We start from the raw sequence: 15,822 nt of genomic DNA, 5'->3' as shown, positions 1-15,822 counted from the left end.
AAAAGCCTATCGCCTTTGGCAATGTCTCCACTGCCAAATTTACTTAAAGAATGTCCGTGAAGGCACGCAAGGAGGGCAAAGTTTTCGACATTGGCAGTGTCTCCACTGCCAATCTTTCAAGGATCTGAATGTTCGTGGAGACACGAACGTTGGCTATGATTTTCATGAATTGAATACTCACCTTCCACAAATTTCTGAATAGGGGCAATATTTACATTTTTCCAGATTATCTGTTTGTGAAAAAGAAACTTCAGGATCGTACATTTCTTCAAGCATTTTCCTCAAACCTGATTCATATTCGACTGCATATTCTATGTAGTCCTGTACTTCAGATTTTTGTTCTTTGTTTTTGAGGTATGGATTGAAATCCTCTTTGAAAATCTCCTTAAAATTAAATAGCGCAGGTTTCAGAGGTTTGGAATTTTCAGGATGCATGGCCTGATATAGCAATCCATAATACATGGTCTGCATGGCTGCTTTGTTCCGGTTTCTATCCTCCCGGTCAAAAAGACTTGCCACATTGGAAAACACTTTCTTGTCCCCGCCGGATTTATAATCAATCAACCTAATCGTACCTTCTTTCTCATCCACCCTATCAATAAAACCTTTGAGGCTGATCTTTTTGATTCCGTTTACAGTCTTGATTTCGAATTGGGCTTTGTGGGCTTTTTCCATAGATACCAGGCGGAAAGGCGCATCTTCTTCATCAATCTCGAGCAAGCGGACCATGTATTTTTGCATCACATCCCTCACGATGGTCATTTGCCCACTGAGTTTGGTATCGGCATTTTCTTCAAGGTGATAAAACTTTCTTACCCCCAGTTCGATTGATGGGAAGACCCAATTTTTCCTCAAATCCTCGAAATCCCCTTTTTCAAGTACATCTCTGTTTTTCCTTTTCCTAAACCCATCATAGAGAAATTCCATGCTGTAATGGGCAATATTCCCAAAAACTGCTGCGTCAATCTCTTCTTTTACCTCATCTTTTTCCTGAATGTTGGCGAGGTATTGCAGGTAAAACTTAAGCCTGCAATCCAGATATACGCTCAGAGCGGAAGGTGAAAATGAAGTCTGCGCAAAACCTTCCGCGGAAATCACATATCTATCCAATAGATTGAGCACTTCGGGAGTTTTGGAAATGGAAATGGCATCTGTATTTTTCAAGTCAATGGGTACATAGATGATTTCTTCCTTCATCTCAATTCCCAACTCGACCATCATCTGCTGAATATATCGGCTCTTTTCACCGGCCTTGCCCTGATCGGAAGCGGTGGTATAGATCATATGTACTTCCTCCGCACTATGCAAAAGCCTGTAAAAAGTATAGGCATAAATGGCATCATTCTGTTCCTGAACAGGAAGACCAAAGGCCTTTCGGATATTAAAAGGAATCATGGAATTAAGCCCGGCTGAAGGAGGGAAACTGTCCTCATTCATATTACAAATGATCACACGGCGAAAATCCAGGTTCCTGGATTCCAACACACCCATGACCTGCAATCCCTGCAACGGTTCCCCTTCAAATGGCAATTTTACCTCTCTGAATACCTGTCTGAACAATCGGATAAAAAACTCGCGGTCCACAGTCGTCGATTCCTGCTTTTCAAAGATTTCCCTTAACCTGTTCAACTGCTTGAAGCATTGGTAAAGGTACAAGCGCTGCAATGGTTCATCTGTCAATCTCTCCGCAAGCTGTTCCATCAGGACAGAGAGATAAGGAAATAGGGTTTCACTTTTGAGTTGCTGAAAGATAAGCTGGAACAAAGCCCCACCTTGATGGAGCGTAGACACAGGAATATATATTTGATTTTTCTCCTGCATGTCTGCCAAAGTCTTTGCTACAAAAGACTCATTTTCAGCTTTGAGGTAAATCGAAGACAGCAGGTTTTTGACAGGCTGATGGTAAAATAAAACTTTCCCTTCCTCGACTTTGATAAAGCGCTGCATTTCCAAAACAGCCTCCAGAAAAGCATAGACAGGGGCGTTTTTGACAGGATAACCCATCGTCACGTTGACTTTATCGATTTGGCCGGGTAAGGTGTGTAGAATCGGAAACAGCATCTGCTCATCCGGCAAAATCACCACTGTCTCCTCCCAATTTTCATCCTGTCCTCCTTTTTCTAAAATAGACCCAACCAAATTCGCCTGATTGGTTTTGAGCGGGGTGGCATAGGTATGGATTTTAGCTTTTCGGTTTTGGATATGGGTGGGAATTTCCTTTGGAAATGTCGGCCCAAAAATTTTGTCTTTTTGGTATTCTCTAAAGAAAAGACCGGCTTCCTGATTGGCATCATCCAAATAATATCCATCGATATCCCAAAAAATCCTGGCTCCAAACTCAGAAATGAAATGCCTGATCAATTTCTCTTCCGTACAGGTAAACGCATTGAAACCGATGAAGATAAAATGCTTTTCAGGCTTTGAAATCTCATCCAATGACTGTGCTACTTTTCGGTACAACTTTCCTGAATAAGCCAATCCTGAAACTTCCAGAGAAGCCTGGTAAGCTTGGTATAATGGACTGAGCATTTGCCAAAACTTCAGAAATTTTTCCTGATGGCTTCTGTCCTGTTTTTCAAATGAATTCCAGAATTGACGGATCAATTCAATCTGACTGTTGCTCAAAAAGCTAAGGTCAGATTCCAGTTCCTTGATTTCTGACAAATGGAGATAGAGTTTTTTGGCATCAGCCATAAACTGATCCAAGTCATTGAAGTCTTTGAGGATCATTTCTCCCCAAAAATAAAACCTGTCAAAAGTCTCCGGTTCAGGATGAAGGCTTTGGTAAACTTTATAAAGTTCAAATATCAAAGTCAGATCGTCTGAAGGCCGCTGTCCGGCATATTGGTAAAAAACATCCTCAATCGTCTTTACCTCCGGCATCCAAGTCGGCTCCTCTATCAATGCCCCCAAATGTTGTGTAAAGAACAATCCAGCCCGGCGATTGGGTAAAACGATAACCAGATTTTGGAGTTCCTGATATCCTTGAAGAATGGAAGCTGCTGTATTTCTTAAAAAACTATGCATTGATCTTGACTATTTCTCCTGTTTCCAAATAACAAATAAATCCTCTGACTGGCTTTGCAGCCAGTTTTCCTACCAAGTCCATATATTCGCGAACCTGATTTTTATATTTTTCATAAGCTTCACCTGTCTTAAAATCCACGATAAGAGCCTCAGAATCTTTGAGAATAATCCTGTCCGGCCGCTTTTGCTTTCCTCCCGGAAGGAGGATTCCCTGTTCGGCCAACAAAACACCTTCTGTATCAAACCAAGAAGCAAAAAGCGGATCCGCAAACAATCCCTGAAGTTGGCTTTCTACCTGAAGACGCTCCTCTTCTGAAATTCTTCCTTCATAGTAAAAGGCTTGTAAAATGGATTGGCATTCAGTCAATGTCCCGGATTTTTCTAAAATCTCATGAACCAACAATCCGAAATTCTGCTTTTTCCGCTGCGCTATCCCTTCAGCAGAAAAATCAACGGCATACTGTTTCACCTTCAGGAGTTCCGACCAATTTTGGTAAGCCCACCGGAGTTGTGGCATATCCTTCTCCTCCTTTTTCTTGGTTTCTGTTTTTGGCCAAGATCCATAATCAAAGACCTTGGTGTCAGGATCGAAATATTCGGAAAGGCTCAATTCTCTGTCATTGTCTATAAAACCGCTGAGAACCTTTTGAAGATGTATTTCCAAGTTGTTCAATGAAGGATCCTTTTTGATTTCTTTAAAAGGCACCAAACCCCAAATCACTTCCTCAGCCCTTGTCAAAGCCACATAAATCATGTTCAGACTGTCCAGATACGCCAAAGTAGCCTCCTCAGAATAGGTTTCATTGAAATCTGATTTGGCCAATTTGCCATTCAAAGTCAGAGGAATGATGGCAGATAAATTCCATTCAGAATCCTGAAAAGGTGACCAAACCACATTGCCCTTTCTGGTATCAAAAATTTCCCATTTCAAAAATGGCATCAAGACTACTTTGAACTGCAACCCTTTGGATTTATGGATAGTAAGGATCCTCATGGCATTATGTCCCTCGGGAATTTTGACAGTGCGCTTTTCTTTGTTTTCTTCCCACCACTCCAAAAATCCTGATAAATCAGCTCTGTTGTTAGCAGTAAAATCATAAACAGCTTCTTTGAAACCCGAGATGTAGGCTTTCTCCAAGCCATTTTGCTGAAGCTCCAATTCCCCGATCAACTCCTCCACTGCCTCCATCAAAGGCAACTGCAAAAGAATTGTCTCCTTTTCTTTGAATGACTTTTCCTTTTTGACTAAGTACTCGGGGGTTTTCTCCAAAGCAAACAAGTCATGGTTGACCGCTTCGTTTTTCAGAACGGAATAGTAGTACCACATCGTCTTGAACTGAACTTTGTCTTCAGGTTCATGGAGATAATGGAGTCCTGCCACCAAGGCCTTGACAGAAGCGGACTTCTGCAGGTACATTGACTCATCCGAGAGTACATCAAAGCTGTATGGCAATTCAGGATTGTCTGCTCCAAATCCCATCAAAGTATCTGCGATGGCTTCTCCTTCTGACTTTCTTCTAACCAAAAAAGCAATGTCTCTAAGCTCGTACCCTTTATCCTGTAACTCCATCACGATTCTTGGAAGTCGGGAAAGTGCCTGTGCGTCAAATTTTCCCTCTTCCTCACTTTCCTTGACATCGATAAATTCAAATCGAACTTTTCCTTTCGATTCCAGATTGGCTTTTCGGTCGGAGACCTTTTGGTGGACATCATGGTATGCCCGGGAAATAATACCCGCATCGCTTGCGCTATAAACTCTTTCCACCACCTCTTCAAAAGCCTTGGGAAGCTGCTTGAAAAGTGCATTGTTGAAGTTGATAATATTGGGAAGGCTTCTGAAATTGGTGTCCAAGTTTTCATTTCTGACCCTTTGGGCGCCGATTTCTGATTCCACTTGCTCAAGCAAAAGCTTCATCTCTCCTCCCCTCCACCGGTAAATCGACTGCTTGACATCTCCTACAAGCAGGTTGATATTTCCTTGGGAAAGGGAGTTTTCAAGCAATGGTTTGAAACTCGCCCATTGGAAACCTGAGGTGTCCTGAAATTCATCAATGAGGTAGTTTCGATATTGGTTGCCCACTTTTTCATAGATAAAAGGAGCATCGTTTTCTTTGGTGATTTCTTTCAAAAACTCATTGGCATCAGAGATCAACAGGATGCTTTCTTCGTCTTTGAGCAGGGTAAGTTCTTCAAGGAGGTTTCGAAAAATCCCAAAAACAAAAATATTCTTGGATATTGCCTCGAGCGTATTCCATTTGGTCAATAGGGTGTCAAACTGAGAAAGGATAAGGTTCAATCCCTGATGGTAGGCACTTTCGATCCGCTCCATATTCGGATCTTTTTTCTTGTACCAACTTTCAGGATTCCCGATTTTGTCCACCTGCGTAGGGCTGAGTTCGGGGACAGGATTGTATCGGTCGCCCAAAAGGTCAAACTTTTTAGCAAAAGAAACGGTCGCTCCGGAAAAATCAGTCCATTCCAAACCATTGTTGATTCGGATCTGATTGGCTTCTTCCTTGAGTTGACGTGTGACCTTGATGAGTTCTGCTTTCCTTTCGCGAACAAAAGCATTCAGGTTTTTGATGTTTTCTTTTTCCTTCAAAAACTCCCTGATCTCATTCCCATATTTCTTGAAATCTTCCTGAAAAATCTGCTTTCCAAGTTCTTTTATATTTTTTCGGATATCCCAGGATTTGCCGTTTTGGATTTGCTCGACAGCATAATCCACGAGCCATTTGTGCAAAAACTCATCGTCCATCACCTTTGCCACCACCCTGTCTACAACGCGGTCTAGTACTGCATCCTGATCCATTTCGACTTCAAACTTTGCATTGAGGTCCATTTCTCTGGCAAAAGACCGAACGACTTTCTGGAAAAAACTATCTATCGTACTGACAGAAAACCTCCCGTAATCATGCAGTATAGCAGTCAGGACTTTAGTTGCACGGGATTTCAATTCGTCTTCACCGATATTCAAACCGTCCAATAATTCCCGATCCATTTTTTGGTCAGGCTGTACGGTATGTTTAAGCCTTTTCAACTCTTTGAGGATTCTCTCCTTCATTTCGGCCGTTGCTTTATTGGTAAAAGTCACCGCCAAGATGGATTTGAAACTATCAGGAAATTTTAAGGCCAATTTGAGGTATTCCATTGTCAGGGTATAAGTCTTACCCGACCCTGCAGAGGATTTGTAAATGATAAAGTTTTTGTCTTCCATTTTCAAAAATCAAGATAGACAAAACAAGTAGAATTTAGGAGGATAAAAAAACGGTTGACGGAGACTGTCTGATTATAAAAAATAAAATTTACTTTGGGAGAGGGGATATAATTTTGCTATTTTCCAATAAAATATTCCAAATCCACTCAGTTTAGGTTGAATTTGCTTAATAAATTGAAATAAATAATAATATTTACTTTATAAACATTAATATTTTTATTAACCTTAAGTTCAAAATTAATAAAACAAAAGTCACTGCATAATACTATGAAAATTGAAATCAGTATAAAAGACAACAAAGTTGATTTTGTACTTGAGGTTTTGAGCAACTTCAAGTTTGTAAAAGTCTTAAATCCAAAAGAAGCTCCCGTTAGGATTCCCGCCACACAAATTGACCACGACAGCGACAGAAGGCTTTACCGATATGAAAGAATTCGGCAGATTAAAGAACCTATCCCTGTAAAACAACCGAAAGTCATTACCCTGCCTAAACCTTACGCGGAGGCTGTAGAACAGATAAAACAGTCCCAAGAAGGTAAAATAAATCTTAAATCCGCTAAAGAATTATTAAATGAGCTTTAACATAATCTGCACGGATGCCTTTACAAAAGAACTCAAAAGCTTGGTTAAAGAACATCCCTCATTCAGCCACGACTTCAAGTTATTATTGGATAAGTTAGAGGAAAACCCTGACACAGGAACTCCACTAGGAAATCAGTTTTTTAAAACAAAACTATCTTTCAGATCAATGGGAAGACAAAGTAGGGAAAAACCAAATGTTCAGGTCTATTTCTGCATCAGACAGAACAACGTTTATCTCATTGCCACCCAAAACCGACACGTTTCAAGTGACTTTCCTGAAAAGGACATGCAGTTAGTTTTGAAATCTATCAAGTAATTAGATTAAAGCTTTGCTTATTAATTGAAAATCAGGTTTTCATAAACCAGACCCTATGACTTGCTTTTGAAAAAATAAAGCGCAAAGATTATTTTCCTTGCGCTTTATTTTTTTGATATCTCATTGGTCACTTTAAGGCTTCCCAAAAAATTTCAACCGGATGTTTGGCTTTCCTGCCTGTCCCATCCGAGATCTGATGACGGCATGACGTGCCTGGAGCTGCAATGATCGTGGCAACTTCAGCATTTCTAACTGCCGGAAATAACACCATCTCCCCTATCTGCATGCTGATGTCATAATGCTCCGCCTCATAACCAAATGACCCTGCCATGCCGCAGCAACCTGAAGGAATTGTTTCTACACTGTAGTTTTTTGGCAAGGAAAGCATCTTCTGTGTCCAAGTCATGGAAGACAAGGCTTTTTGATGGCAATGTCCGTGAAGCTTGATTTTTTTGGTTTCCTCAGTAAAGGAATCAGATTTGATGTTTCCTGCTGCAATTTCCTTCCCTATAAATTCCTCTATGGTTTGGGTATGAAATTTCAGTTTCTTTGCTCCCTCGACCAATTCCTTTCCCACCAACCTTGGATATTCATCCCTGAAACTCAAAATAGCAGAAGGTTCGATTCCCAACAAAGGTGTGTTTCCATCAATGATATCCTGAAATATCCTCACATTGGCTTCTGCATGTTTCTTAGCTTTTTCGAGCAATCCCTTGGACAATGCGGAACGTCCACTTTCCTCGTGGTCCACTACCTTTACCTCATAACCCAATTTCTTAAGCAATTTGATCGCTGTGATCCCAATTTCAGTATCGTTATGGTTGGTAAATTCATCTATGAACAAGTACAGCGATTTGACCACAGGAGTTTTCCCGGGAAGTTTGCTGTAATTGTTTTTGTACCATTTTCTCAAACTCACCTTGCTGATTTCCGGCAGATTCCTTTTTGGAGCCACTCCCAAAACCGATTTCATCAATCCTCCTGTAATTCCATTTGCCAAGGTAAAATTGGCTAAACCTGGAACGATTGCCGCCAATCCATTCAGTTCATTGATATGGGCAAAAGCTTTGGAGCGCAACGGAACCCCGTGGGTTTTCTGGTATTGATATAAAAATTCCGCTTTCATCGAAGCCATGTCGACATTGGATGGACATTCTGCAGTACATCCTTTGCAGGAAAGACATAAATCCAAAGCCTCCTTGATCTCCGGATGGTCAAAGGCATTTTCCTTTTTGTCCATAGTCAAAAACTCGCGCAAAGTATTGGCACGGCCACGGGTAGTATCTTTCTCATTTCTGGTAGCCTGATAACTTGGGCACATCGTGCCACCAGAAGCCGGCAACTTGCGGCAGTCACCTGAACCGTTACATTTCTCCGCCAACCTCAAAATGCCTCCTGCGGCACTGAAATCCATCAGGGTATTTTGCTCCGGAGTCACCATTTCGGCTTCATACCTCAATGAAGTATTCATAGGGGCAGTGTCTACGATCTTGCCGGGATTGAAGATATTATCAGGATCCCAGGTGTATTTGACCCGGCGAAGCAATTGGTAATTTTCCTCGCCCACCATCATCGGGATAAACGGCGCACGGACCCGGCCATCTCCATGTTCGCCACTGAGTGAGCCATTGTATTTTTTGACCAATTTGGCAGAAGCCTCCGAGATTTTATAAAACTCCTCCTGATCTGCTTTCTTCTTCAAATCCAAAATCGGGCGCATGTGGATTTCCCCTGCGCCGGCATGGGCATAATGCACAGGATTTTGGTTGAACCCCTTCAGGATTTCATCCAATTCATCAATATAATCCGCCAGATCATCGATGTCCACCGCGGTATCTTCAATACATGCCACGGCTTTTGGGTCACCGGGAATATTCGCCAACAGTCCCAAACCTGCACTACGCAAAGCCCAAGCGGACTTGGTCAGGTCAGGCCCGATGACAGGATAGGCATATCCCAATCCTGCAGCTTTCAGGTCAGCGATCAGTTTGTCTCCTTTTTCCCTTGCTTCAGATTCTGTTTTTCCGGTGAATTCAATCATCAGCAATGCCATCGGATCGCCCTCGACGAAATAGCGGTTTTTGCTGTACTCGATGCTTTCTTTGGTACAATCCAAAATGATTTTATCCATCAGCTCCACGGCTGTGGCAGGATGTTTCATGGCAACCTGTGCAGCTTTCATGCTTTGGTGGATGGACTCAAAGTGTGCGGCCACCACGATTTCCAAAGGATCGGGAACAGGGTCCAAAAGGATTTTGATCTCTGTGGTAAAGGCCAATGTTCCTTCTGAACCGGCCAACAGCTTGCAGAAATTGAACTTCCCTCCACCTTCTGTAAATATTTCGGACTCCAAAAGAACATCTACTGCATAGCCTGTATTGCGGCGGTGAATGGTTTTCTTTGGAAATTGTTCTTCAATGTTTTTTTGGTTTTCCGGATTGGAAAGTTCCTGTCTGACCTGACGGTAAAGCTGTCCTTCCAAAGTTTCATAATGGCACTTGGCTTCAAATTCAGCTTGGGACAATTCGCCAAAAACCACCTGAGAGCCATCACTCAAAAAAACTTTCAACTCCATGACCTTATCCCTCGTGGTCCCATAGACGATCGAGGTCGTTCCGCAGGAATTGTTCCCCACCATTCCACCGATCATGGCGCGGTTGGCGGTGGAAGTGATCGGACTGAAAAACAACCCATGTGGTTTCAAAAATTGGTTGAGTTCGTCCCGGACTACGCCCGGCTGCACACGAACCCATTTTTCTTCTTTGTTGAATTCCAGGATTTTGGTAAAGTTTCTTGCCACATCTACCACGATACCGTTACCGACACACTGTCCTGCGAGTGAGGTTCCCGCTGTCCTTGGGATCAGGGAAGTTTTATTTTTACCTGCGAAAAGGATCAGTTTTTGGATGTCAGACTCTGATTTTGGAAAGGCGACAGCCAAAGGAATCTCCCGATATACGGAAGCATCGGTGGCATAAAGAGTTTTGGTAAGTGTGTCAAATTTGAGTTCCCCTTCTATTTGGGTAGCCAAATTCTCCAATAAAGGCAATAGGTTAGGTTTGGTCAAAGTCATGGTTCAAAAATAAATAAAAGAAACAGGGTATAGGAGAAATTCACGTTGGTTTGGGAAATTATTTTGGGGAAGACAGAAGACGGAAGTTTTTGAAAAAGACCGATGACCGATGACCGATGCTTTAGGTTTGGATGGGCCAAAATGGTTTTAAATAATCTTAAAGAAGATTGGGTATAAAATTGATATTTCATCTAGGTGGACGCTACATATAGTGTATCCATTAAACCTTAATCTCAAAATAGAGGGGGACAGATTATTTTAATCCTTCTTCTATTAAGTGTTTATCTATTAAATAAAATATTGGTTTGATTCTATAAGGAAGTTCCCAATCTGTTGTTGAAAAGGTTACTGTTTGATTGTCATTATAATTAATGTCAAAATTTATCAACCAACCATCCATAGCAGGAATGGCCACCCATTCAGGATCAATTTCCTTTATATTTGACCATTTAAATAGACTATCTATCTCCTTTAATAAAATATCATTCAATCTGCCTTCCTTTAATCCAGAAGTCTGAGTATTGTATTTACCATTAAATACCGCAAAGCCGTCGCTTTGTATCGTAAAATCAAACTCCCAACATAAATCCATACATCTGTAAGTGGAAATTGAGATAGAATTAAATTTCAAATCAATATCGTATTCTAATTTTCTTGAATAGTAATGGGTGATCATTCCATTTTTTTCAAGTGTTAAACTATCTTTGGTATGATTTAGAATAGTGAATTCATCAATACCATCAAAAGTATCCGCAATAATACGATCTTCAAAAATAAAATAAGGACCAATTACCACGTCCCAACGGTCACTAATTTTAAATACAGTATCATTTTCAAAATTAAGACCTGACCAATCATAAAAAAAACCAATGTCCTCAAAAACTGGAATCCACTCTCCTTCTATGGAAATAGGCAGTTCACTTTCAGTTCTTGGAAAACAAGAAATGAAAATTATCAGAATCAATGGTAGGTATTTCATTTTTTATTTTCACATAAGTTTAGCTTTCCTCTATTTTTAAATAGCCTCTCTATTATTAACTGCTTTCTCAAATATTGGATAAAGATTCCCCATAAAACTAAAAGAATTTTTAGCAATCTGATTTACATAAACCCCTATTTCCCCAAAAATACCGTCTCCCCTTTCTCTGCTGACTTTCGGGCGGCATCGAGGATTTCGGCGACAATCATATTGTTGTTGAGGGAATAAAGGCTGTAGTCCTCCACTTTGATTTTGCCCCGTATCACCTCTGCGAAATAGGAAAAAGGATCCACATACACACCGACTTCATCGGGCTGAACTTCGAAGGTTTTTTCCTCAGGAATTCCCCAAGTTCGCGTCCGCATCTTGGACTTATTTTCACTGATTACCTGACCGGTCTTTCCATAAACTTCCATGTCCTTCCTGTCAAAAGGCCAATTCCAAGAGGCTTGGATAATCGCCTGCGCATCTCCATAATCCAAAATGATCGTCGCCTCATCATCCACTTTGGGATAAATGTCCGGCTTGTAGGTGTTCGTAATAGCGGTGACGGAAATCGGCTTTCGCCCTTCCATCAGGTAGGTCATGATATTGGCACCATAGCAACCGAAATCAATCAGCGCTCCGCCGCCATTTTGAACCGGATCTGTCAGCCAATCCAGAAACTCCTTCCCCACCCCGATTTCTTTGGGACCTCGGTGTCCGTGATGGAATACAGCTTTGCGGATCGGCCCATAGGCTTCCTTGTCCTGAAGCAATTGATAGGTCTTTTCGGTGCTTGCGTACCAAGAAGTCTCAAAGTTGGTCAGGAGGTGGATGTTGTGTTTTTTGGCCAAAGCTTCCATTTTCTTGGCTTGGTCGAGTGAGTAGGTCAACGGCTTTTCCACCATGACATGAATCCCTCGAGGAGCAGCGAGTTCCACTGCTTCTAAATGGGCATAAATGGAACCAAAAGCCAAAACAGCTTCCGACTTCACCGCATCAAGCATCACTTTGACATCGGTAAAAAACAGTTTTTCATCCAAGTTGTAGCGCTTGGCATAGGCGGCTGCAAGTTCTGTATTGGGTTCATAGATCCCAACCAATTCTACATCAGTTTTGTCTTTTCTATTGAAAATCCATGGTGAATGCCCGTGCGAAAGTCCCATCATCGCCATGCGGACAGGTTGCTGACTGCTTTGCTGCGCAAATGAGTATTGGAAAAAAGAGAAACAGATGAAAAGAAAAAGGAGGAGTTTTTTCATGGTTTGGCTTGGGTTGATGGATGGAATATCTAAAATGGGAATTTTCATTCTATCTAATATCTGGCCGACAAAGTAATTCTTTTTTAGGTAGCGCACCCAACTGATGGGGTGAATTAATTACACGACAACCTTTTAACATTTTCACTCATTTCCATTTTTCACATCATATCAAATTTGCATCAATCCCGAAGGATAGCAGATGCCACTTTTGAATTGAAGGTTTTGTTCGATATTTCCGTATCGGAAAAGCCGAATACCATCTCCAAGCTGGTGAGGAATCACAGTGACAGTATCAAAGTCTAAACTAAAAAAAATAGAAAATATATTTTGACCGCCCGCGCAATCTAAGAACTGACCGATGGATTAAAACCCTTTCCTGATCGTCTCCGCGATCTCCGCCAATTCTTCCTTGGTGATTTTAAGCTTTGGTCGGGTAAAATTGATGTCATCCATCGTACGAAGCGGAACAAGGTGGATGTGAACATGGGGAACTTCCAATCCGATCACAGCCACTCCGACTCTGGTACACTTGATGGTTTTGTCAATGGCTTTGGCTACTTTTTTTGCAAAAATATGGAGACCTGATAATGTCTCGTCATCGAGGTTAAAAATATAATCTACTTCTTGCTTTGGGACCACCAAAACATGGCCTTTGACCAAAGGCATGATGTCGAGAAAAGCAATGAACCTTTCATCCTCTGCGATGATTTCTGCAGGGATTTCTTTGTTGATGATTTTGGTGAAAATTGTTGCCATGGGAGTAAAAATAAAAAATCCCGAAAGAGAATCCATCGGGAGAAAAGTTTTTTAATAAGAAATATCCAGAATTTCAAACTGCAACGTCCCCGCAGGAGCAACTATTTCGGCAATTTCCCCGATAGCTTTTCCGTTCAGACCTTTTCCAAATGGTGAAGCAAGAGAAATCTTACCTGCCTTGAGGTCAGCTTCTTCTTCCGAAACCAAAGTGTAGGAAACGGTCATGCCGTTTTTGATATTTTTGATTTTCACTGTGCTGAGAATTCCCACTTTAGAAGCATCCATTTTGGAATTGTCCATCACACGGGCATTACCGACCACAGCTTCCAATTTGGAGATTTTCAATTCAAGCAATCCCTGCGCATCTTTGGCGGCATCGTATTCTGCATTTTCGCTCAAATCCCCTTTGTCCCTTGCTTCAGCGATCTGCTTTGCAATGTCTGTCCTGCCCTTTGTTTTCAATTCCTGAAGTTCATCTTTCAGCCTTTTCAAGCCTTCTTCAGTATAATACTGTATTTGTCCCATGGTATTCTAAATTATTACTATGCCTATGAAAAATAAAAGAACGGTCTCATTGCTGAAACCGTTTCTTATATTCTATTTCTTATGTGATGTTACAAATGTAATTAAATCAGTCAGAGAAAGCAATCCTATGATAAAAAGAAAACTTGTTGGATTTTTTAGAACTGGCTTTCAAAGGAAGGATTGCCTTATCTTCTCTACCAACACCTCATTGATTTTGACATAGGACTGATGCGTCCATCCTGCAATATGGGGACTGAAAATCACATTTTCCCGAGCTGCCAGTTTTGAAAACTCCACTTTTTGTTCGGGAGAATAGGTGTTGAACTTCTCGTTTTCCAACACATCTAAGACGGCACCTTTCAAAATCCCGAGGTCCAAAGCCTGGTTTAACGTCTCAAAGGAAATGATTTCTCCTCTAGCTGTATTGATGAGGTAGATGGGTTTTCTAAACTTTTTGAGGACTACCAATGTGAAAAAATCCCTTGTTTCGGGTGTCAATGGCACATGCATGCTGACGATATCTGATTCCTCAAGGATAGACTGAAAATCGGTTTCTTCGACGAATTCATTTCCAAAACTGCTTTTGTATTTGTCATAAGCCAAAATCCTGACATCGAATCCGGTCAGCTTTTTAGCCATAGCCGAACCCATATTGCCATATCCGATGATGCCAACTGTTTTTCCCTGAAGTTCTTCCCCTCGGTTATCTTCCCTTTTCCAGATTCCTTTTCTGACTTCCTGATCTGCTTTGCCGATATGGTTAAACAATGCCAATAACATCCCAATCGCCTGTTCTCCCACTGCATCCTTATTGCCTTCGGCAGCATGAAACAGATGGATTCCCTTTTCTTCCAAATACTCCAAATCTATTTTGTCCAAACCTGCACCTGCCCTGCCGATGAACCTGAGTTTGGTAGCTTTTTGTAGCAAAGGTCTATCCATGGGTGTTTTGGACCGGATGATCAATCCCTCATACTCATGGACAATCTCCATGATCTCCTCTCTTTTGATCTCCGGATTGTAGTCCACCTCAAACCCATCCTTTTCCAACAAAGGAATAATGCTCAGGTGCATTTCATCGATGATAAGGACTTTCATTTGAAGGTTAATGTTGTTGTAATGGTTATAATTGTTATAATGGTTGCATGAGTCGAAACCTTATAGAGTTATCATGTTTTCTGAGTCTGAAAGTCTTAAGAATTCGGGAAATTTTTCTCAATTCCTTCAATTCCCTTCTTACCTCTTTGAACTGAAAACTCTCACTTACCCTCCTTGAGTCGCGGGTTCAATTTGACAGGTTTTGCGGTATCTTTTTTCCTCATTCTCATATTAATCACCTCAACCGCCAGGGAGAAGAATACCGCAAAATAGATGTAACCTTTCGGAACTTCTACATGGAAGCCTTCGACGAGCAGCATAAATCCGATCAAAATAAGGAAAGAAAGGGCCAAGATTTGTAAAGTCGGGTGCTTGTTGATAAAACTGCTGATTTTGCCTGCAAATACCATCATAATCCCAATTGAAATCGTCACTGCGATAATCATGATCAACACTTCTTTGACCAAGCCAATGGCTGTCAGAATACTGTCAAAGGAGAATACCAAGTCCAACAGGATGATCTGAAAGACTACCCTAGCAAAATTATTAGCAGAATTAGGCTTGACTTCCTCGGCCTTGCCTTCCATCTTATGGTGGATTTCAACGGTAGATTTAAAGAGTAAAAACAAACCTCCACCGGCCAGGATCAAATCCCTTCCACTCATTTCAAAATCAAAAACAGTGATCAAAGGTTGGGTAAATTGAATAATATAGGAAATCCCCAAAAGCAAGAGAATCCTAAAAACCAATGCAAAAGCCAATCCTAATGTTCTTGCTTTTCCCTGCTGTGATTCAGGAAGTTTGTTGGATACAATGGAGATAAAAATAATATTGTCTACCCCGAGGACTATTTCCAAAAAGGTCAAAGTCAATAATGCAATCCAGGTTTCGGTTTGAAGAAAGATTTCCATGTGTGGTTTAGTTGAGATTTAGCCGATAAGACGTGCGAAGGTAAATAGAGTTGTGAATATTTGATTAAGGATATTTAAGATTATCATAAATTGA

At 41.2% G+C, this 15,822-nt stretch carries 11 protein-coding genes; 2 read left to right on the top strand and 9 right to left on the bottom strand.

Features of this window, described 5'->3' with window-relative positions; translation table 11 throughout:
* Positions 1–177: 177 nt before the first annotated feature.
* Both MMU05_RS03455 and MMU05_RS03450 read right to left on the bottom strand, forming a co-directional pair.
* Positions 178–3,027 (bottom strand): PD-(D/E)XK nuclease family protein, encoded by a 2,850-nt coding sequence (locus MMU05_RS03455; RefSeq protein WP_241140273.1) that lies wholly within the window; start codon positions 3,025–3,027, stop codon positions 178–180.
* Entirely contained in the window at positions 3,020–6,244 is a 3,225-nt protein-coding gene (locus MMU05_RS03450) for a UvrD-helicase domain-containing protein (protein ID WP_241140272.1), read from the bottom strand. Before MMU05_RS03450 ends, MMU05_RS03455 begins: the two co-directional genes overlap by 8 nt.
* A gap of 267 nt (positions 6,245–6,511) precedes the next feature.
* On the opposite strand from MMU05_RS03450, the gene MMU05_RS03445 reads away from it, so the two are divergent.
* Together MMU05_RS03445 and MMU05_RS03440 are read left to right on the top strand one after the other, a co-directional pair.
* Entirely contained in the window at positions 6,512–6,826 is a 315-nt protein-coding gene (locus tag MMU05_RS03445) for a hypothetical protein (protein WP_241140271.1), read from the top strand.
* Positions 6,816–7,142: a hypothetical protein gene (locus MMU05_RS03440; protein ID WP_241140270.1), complete on the top strand. Its 327-nt coding sequence runs from the start codon at positions 6,816–6,818 to the stop codon at positions 7,140–7,142. Before MMU05_RS03445 ends, MMU05_RS03440 begins: the two co-directional genes overlap by 11 nt.
* Positions 7,143–7,269: 127 nt before the next feature.
* Here the strand turns inward: MMU05_RS03440 and MMU05_RS03435 are convergent, their stop codons facing one another.
* The 7 genes from MMU05_RS03435 to MMU05_RS03405 all read right to left on the bottom strand — a co-directional run bounded on the left by MMU05_RS03435 (position 7,270) and on the right by MMU05_RS03405 (position 15,728).
* Entirely contained in the window at positions 7,270–10,215 is a 2,946-nt protein-coding gene (locus MMU05_RS03435; RefSeq protein WP_241140269.1) for an FAD-binding and (Fe-S)-binding domain-containing protein, read from the bottom strand.
* A 253-nt stretch (positions 10,216–10,468) separates the two neighbouring features.
* Positions 10,469–11,194: a DUF6438 domain-containing protein gene (locus MMU05_RS03430; RefSeq protein WP_241140268.1), complete on the bottom strand. Its 726-nt coding sequence runs from the start codon at positions 11,192–11,194 to the stop codon at positions 10,469–10,471.
* 134 nt (positions 11,195–11,328) lie between these two features.
* The gene (locus MMU05_RS03425) at positions 11,329–12,438 is read right to left on the bottom strand and encodes a Gfo/Idh/MocA family protein (protein WP_241140267.1); all 1,110 of its coding nucleotides are present in this window, start codon (positions 12,436–12,438) and stop codon (positions 11,329–11,331) included.
* A gap of 363 nt (positions 12,439–12,801) precedes the next feature.
* Complete coding sequence (locus tag MMU05_RS03420; protein ID WP_241140266.1) at positions 12,802–13,194, bottom strand: HIT family protein; 393 nt, start codon at positions 13,192–13,194, stop codon at positions 12,802–12,804.
* Between the two features lie 51 nt (positions 13,195–13,245).
* Positions 13,246–13,719: a transcription elongation factor GreA gene (gene greA / locus MMU05_RS03415; protein WP_241140265.1), complete on the bottom strand. Its 474-nt coding sequence runs from the start codon at positions 13,717–13,719 to the stop codon at positions 13,246–13,248.
* Positions 13,720–13,887: 168 nt separating this feature from the next.
* Complete coding sequence (locus MMU05_RS03410) at positions 13,888–14,817, bottom strand: 2-hydroxyacid dehydrogenase (RefSeq protein WP_241140264.1); 930 nt, start codon at positions 14,815–14,817, stop codon at positions 13,888–13,890.
* A 161-nt stretch (positions 14,818–14,978) separates the two neighbouring features.
* Positions 14,979–15,728, bottom strand: a complete 750-nt coding sequence (locus MMU05_RS03405; RefSeq protein ID WP_241140263.1) for a TerC family protein — start codon at positions 15,726–15,728, stop codon at positions 14,979–14,981.
* Between the last annotated feature and the right edge of the window lie 94 nt (positions 15,729–15,822).

Origin of the sequence: Cognataquiflexum rubidum, from assembly GCF_022538115.1 — a bacterium.
GTDB lineage: Bacteria > Bacteroidota > Bacteroidia > Cytophagales > Cyclobacteriaceae > Cognataquiflexum > Cognataquiflexum rubidum.
The sequence above is the reverse complement of the archived record's forward strand: the minus strand, read 5'-3'. Positions and strand labels throughout refer to the sequence as shown.

What these genes read in the sequence shown, in the direction of transcription:
- MMU05_RS03455 (WP_241140273.1), bottom strand. Translation starts at nt 3,027, where the DNA reads ATGCATAGTTTTTTAAGAAATACAGCAGCTTCCATTCTTCAAGGATAT.
- MMU05_RS03450 (WP_241140272.1), bottom strand. Translation starts at nt 6,244, where the DNA reads ATGGAAGACAAAAACTTTATCATTTACAAATCCTCTGCAGGGTCGGGT.
- MMU05_RS03445 (WP_241140271.1), top strand. Translation starts at nt 6,512, where the DNA reads ATGAAAATTGAAATCAGTATAAAAGACAACAAAGTTGATTTTGTACTT.
- MMU05_RS03440 (WP_241140270.1), top strand. Translation starts at nt 6,816, where the DNA reads ATGAGCTTTAACATAATCTGCACGGATGCCTTTACAAAAGAACTCAAA.
- MMU05_RS03435 (WP_241140269.1), bottom strand. Translation starts at nt 10,215, where the DNA reads ATGACTTTGACCAAACCTAACCTATTGCCTTTATTGGAGAATTTGGCT.
- MMU05_RS03430 (WP_241140268.1), bottom strand. Translation starts at nt 11,194, where the DNA reads ATGAAATACCTACCATTGATTCTGATAATTTTCATTTCTTGTTTTCCA.
- MMU05_RS03425 (WP_241140267.1), bottom strand. Translation starts at nt 12,438, where the DNA reads ATGAAAAAACTCCTCCTTTTTCTTTTCATCTGTTTCTCTTTTTTCCAA.
- MMU05_RS03420 (WP_241140266.1), bottom strand. Translation starts at nt 13,194, where the DNA reads ATGGCAACAATTTTCACCAAAATCATCAACAAAGAAATCCCTGCAGAA.
- greA (WP_241140265.1), bottom strand. Translation starts at nt 13,719, where the DNA reads ATGGGACAAATACAGTATTATACTGAAGAAGGCTTGAAAAGGCTGAAA.
- MMU05_RS03410 (WP_241140264.1), bottom strand. Translation starts at nt 14,817, where the DNA reads ATGAAAGTCCTTATCATCGATGAAATGCACCTGAGCATTATTCCTTTG.
- MMU05_RS03405 (WP_241140263.1), bottom strand. Translation starts at nt 15,728, where the DNA reads ATGGAAATCTTTCTTCAAACCGAAACCTGGATTGCATTATTGACTTTG.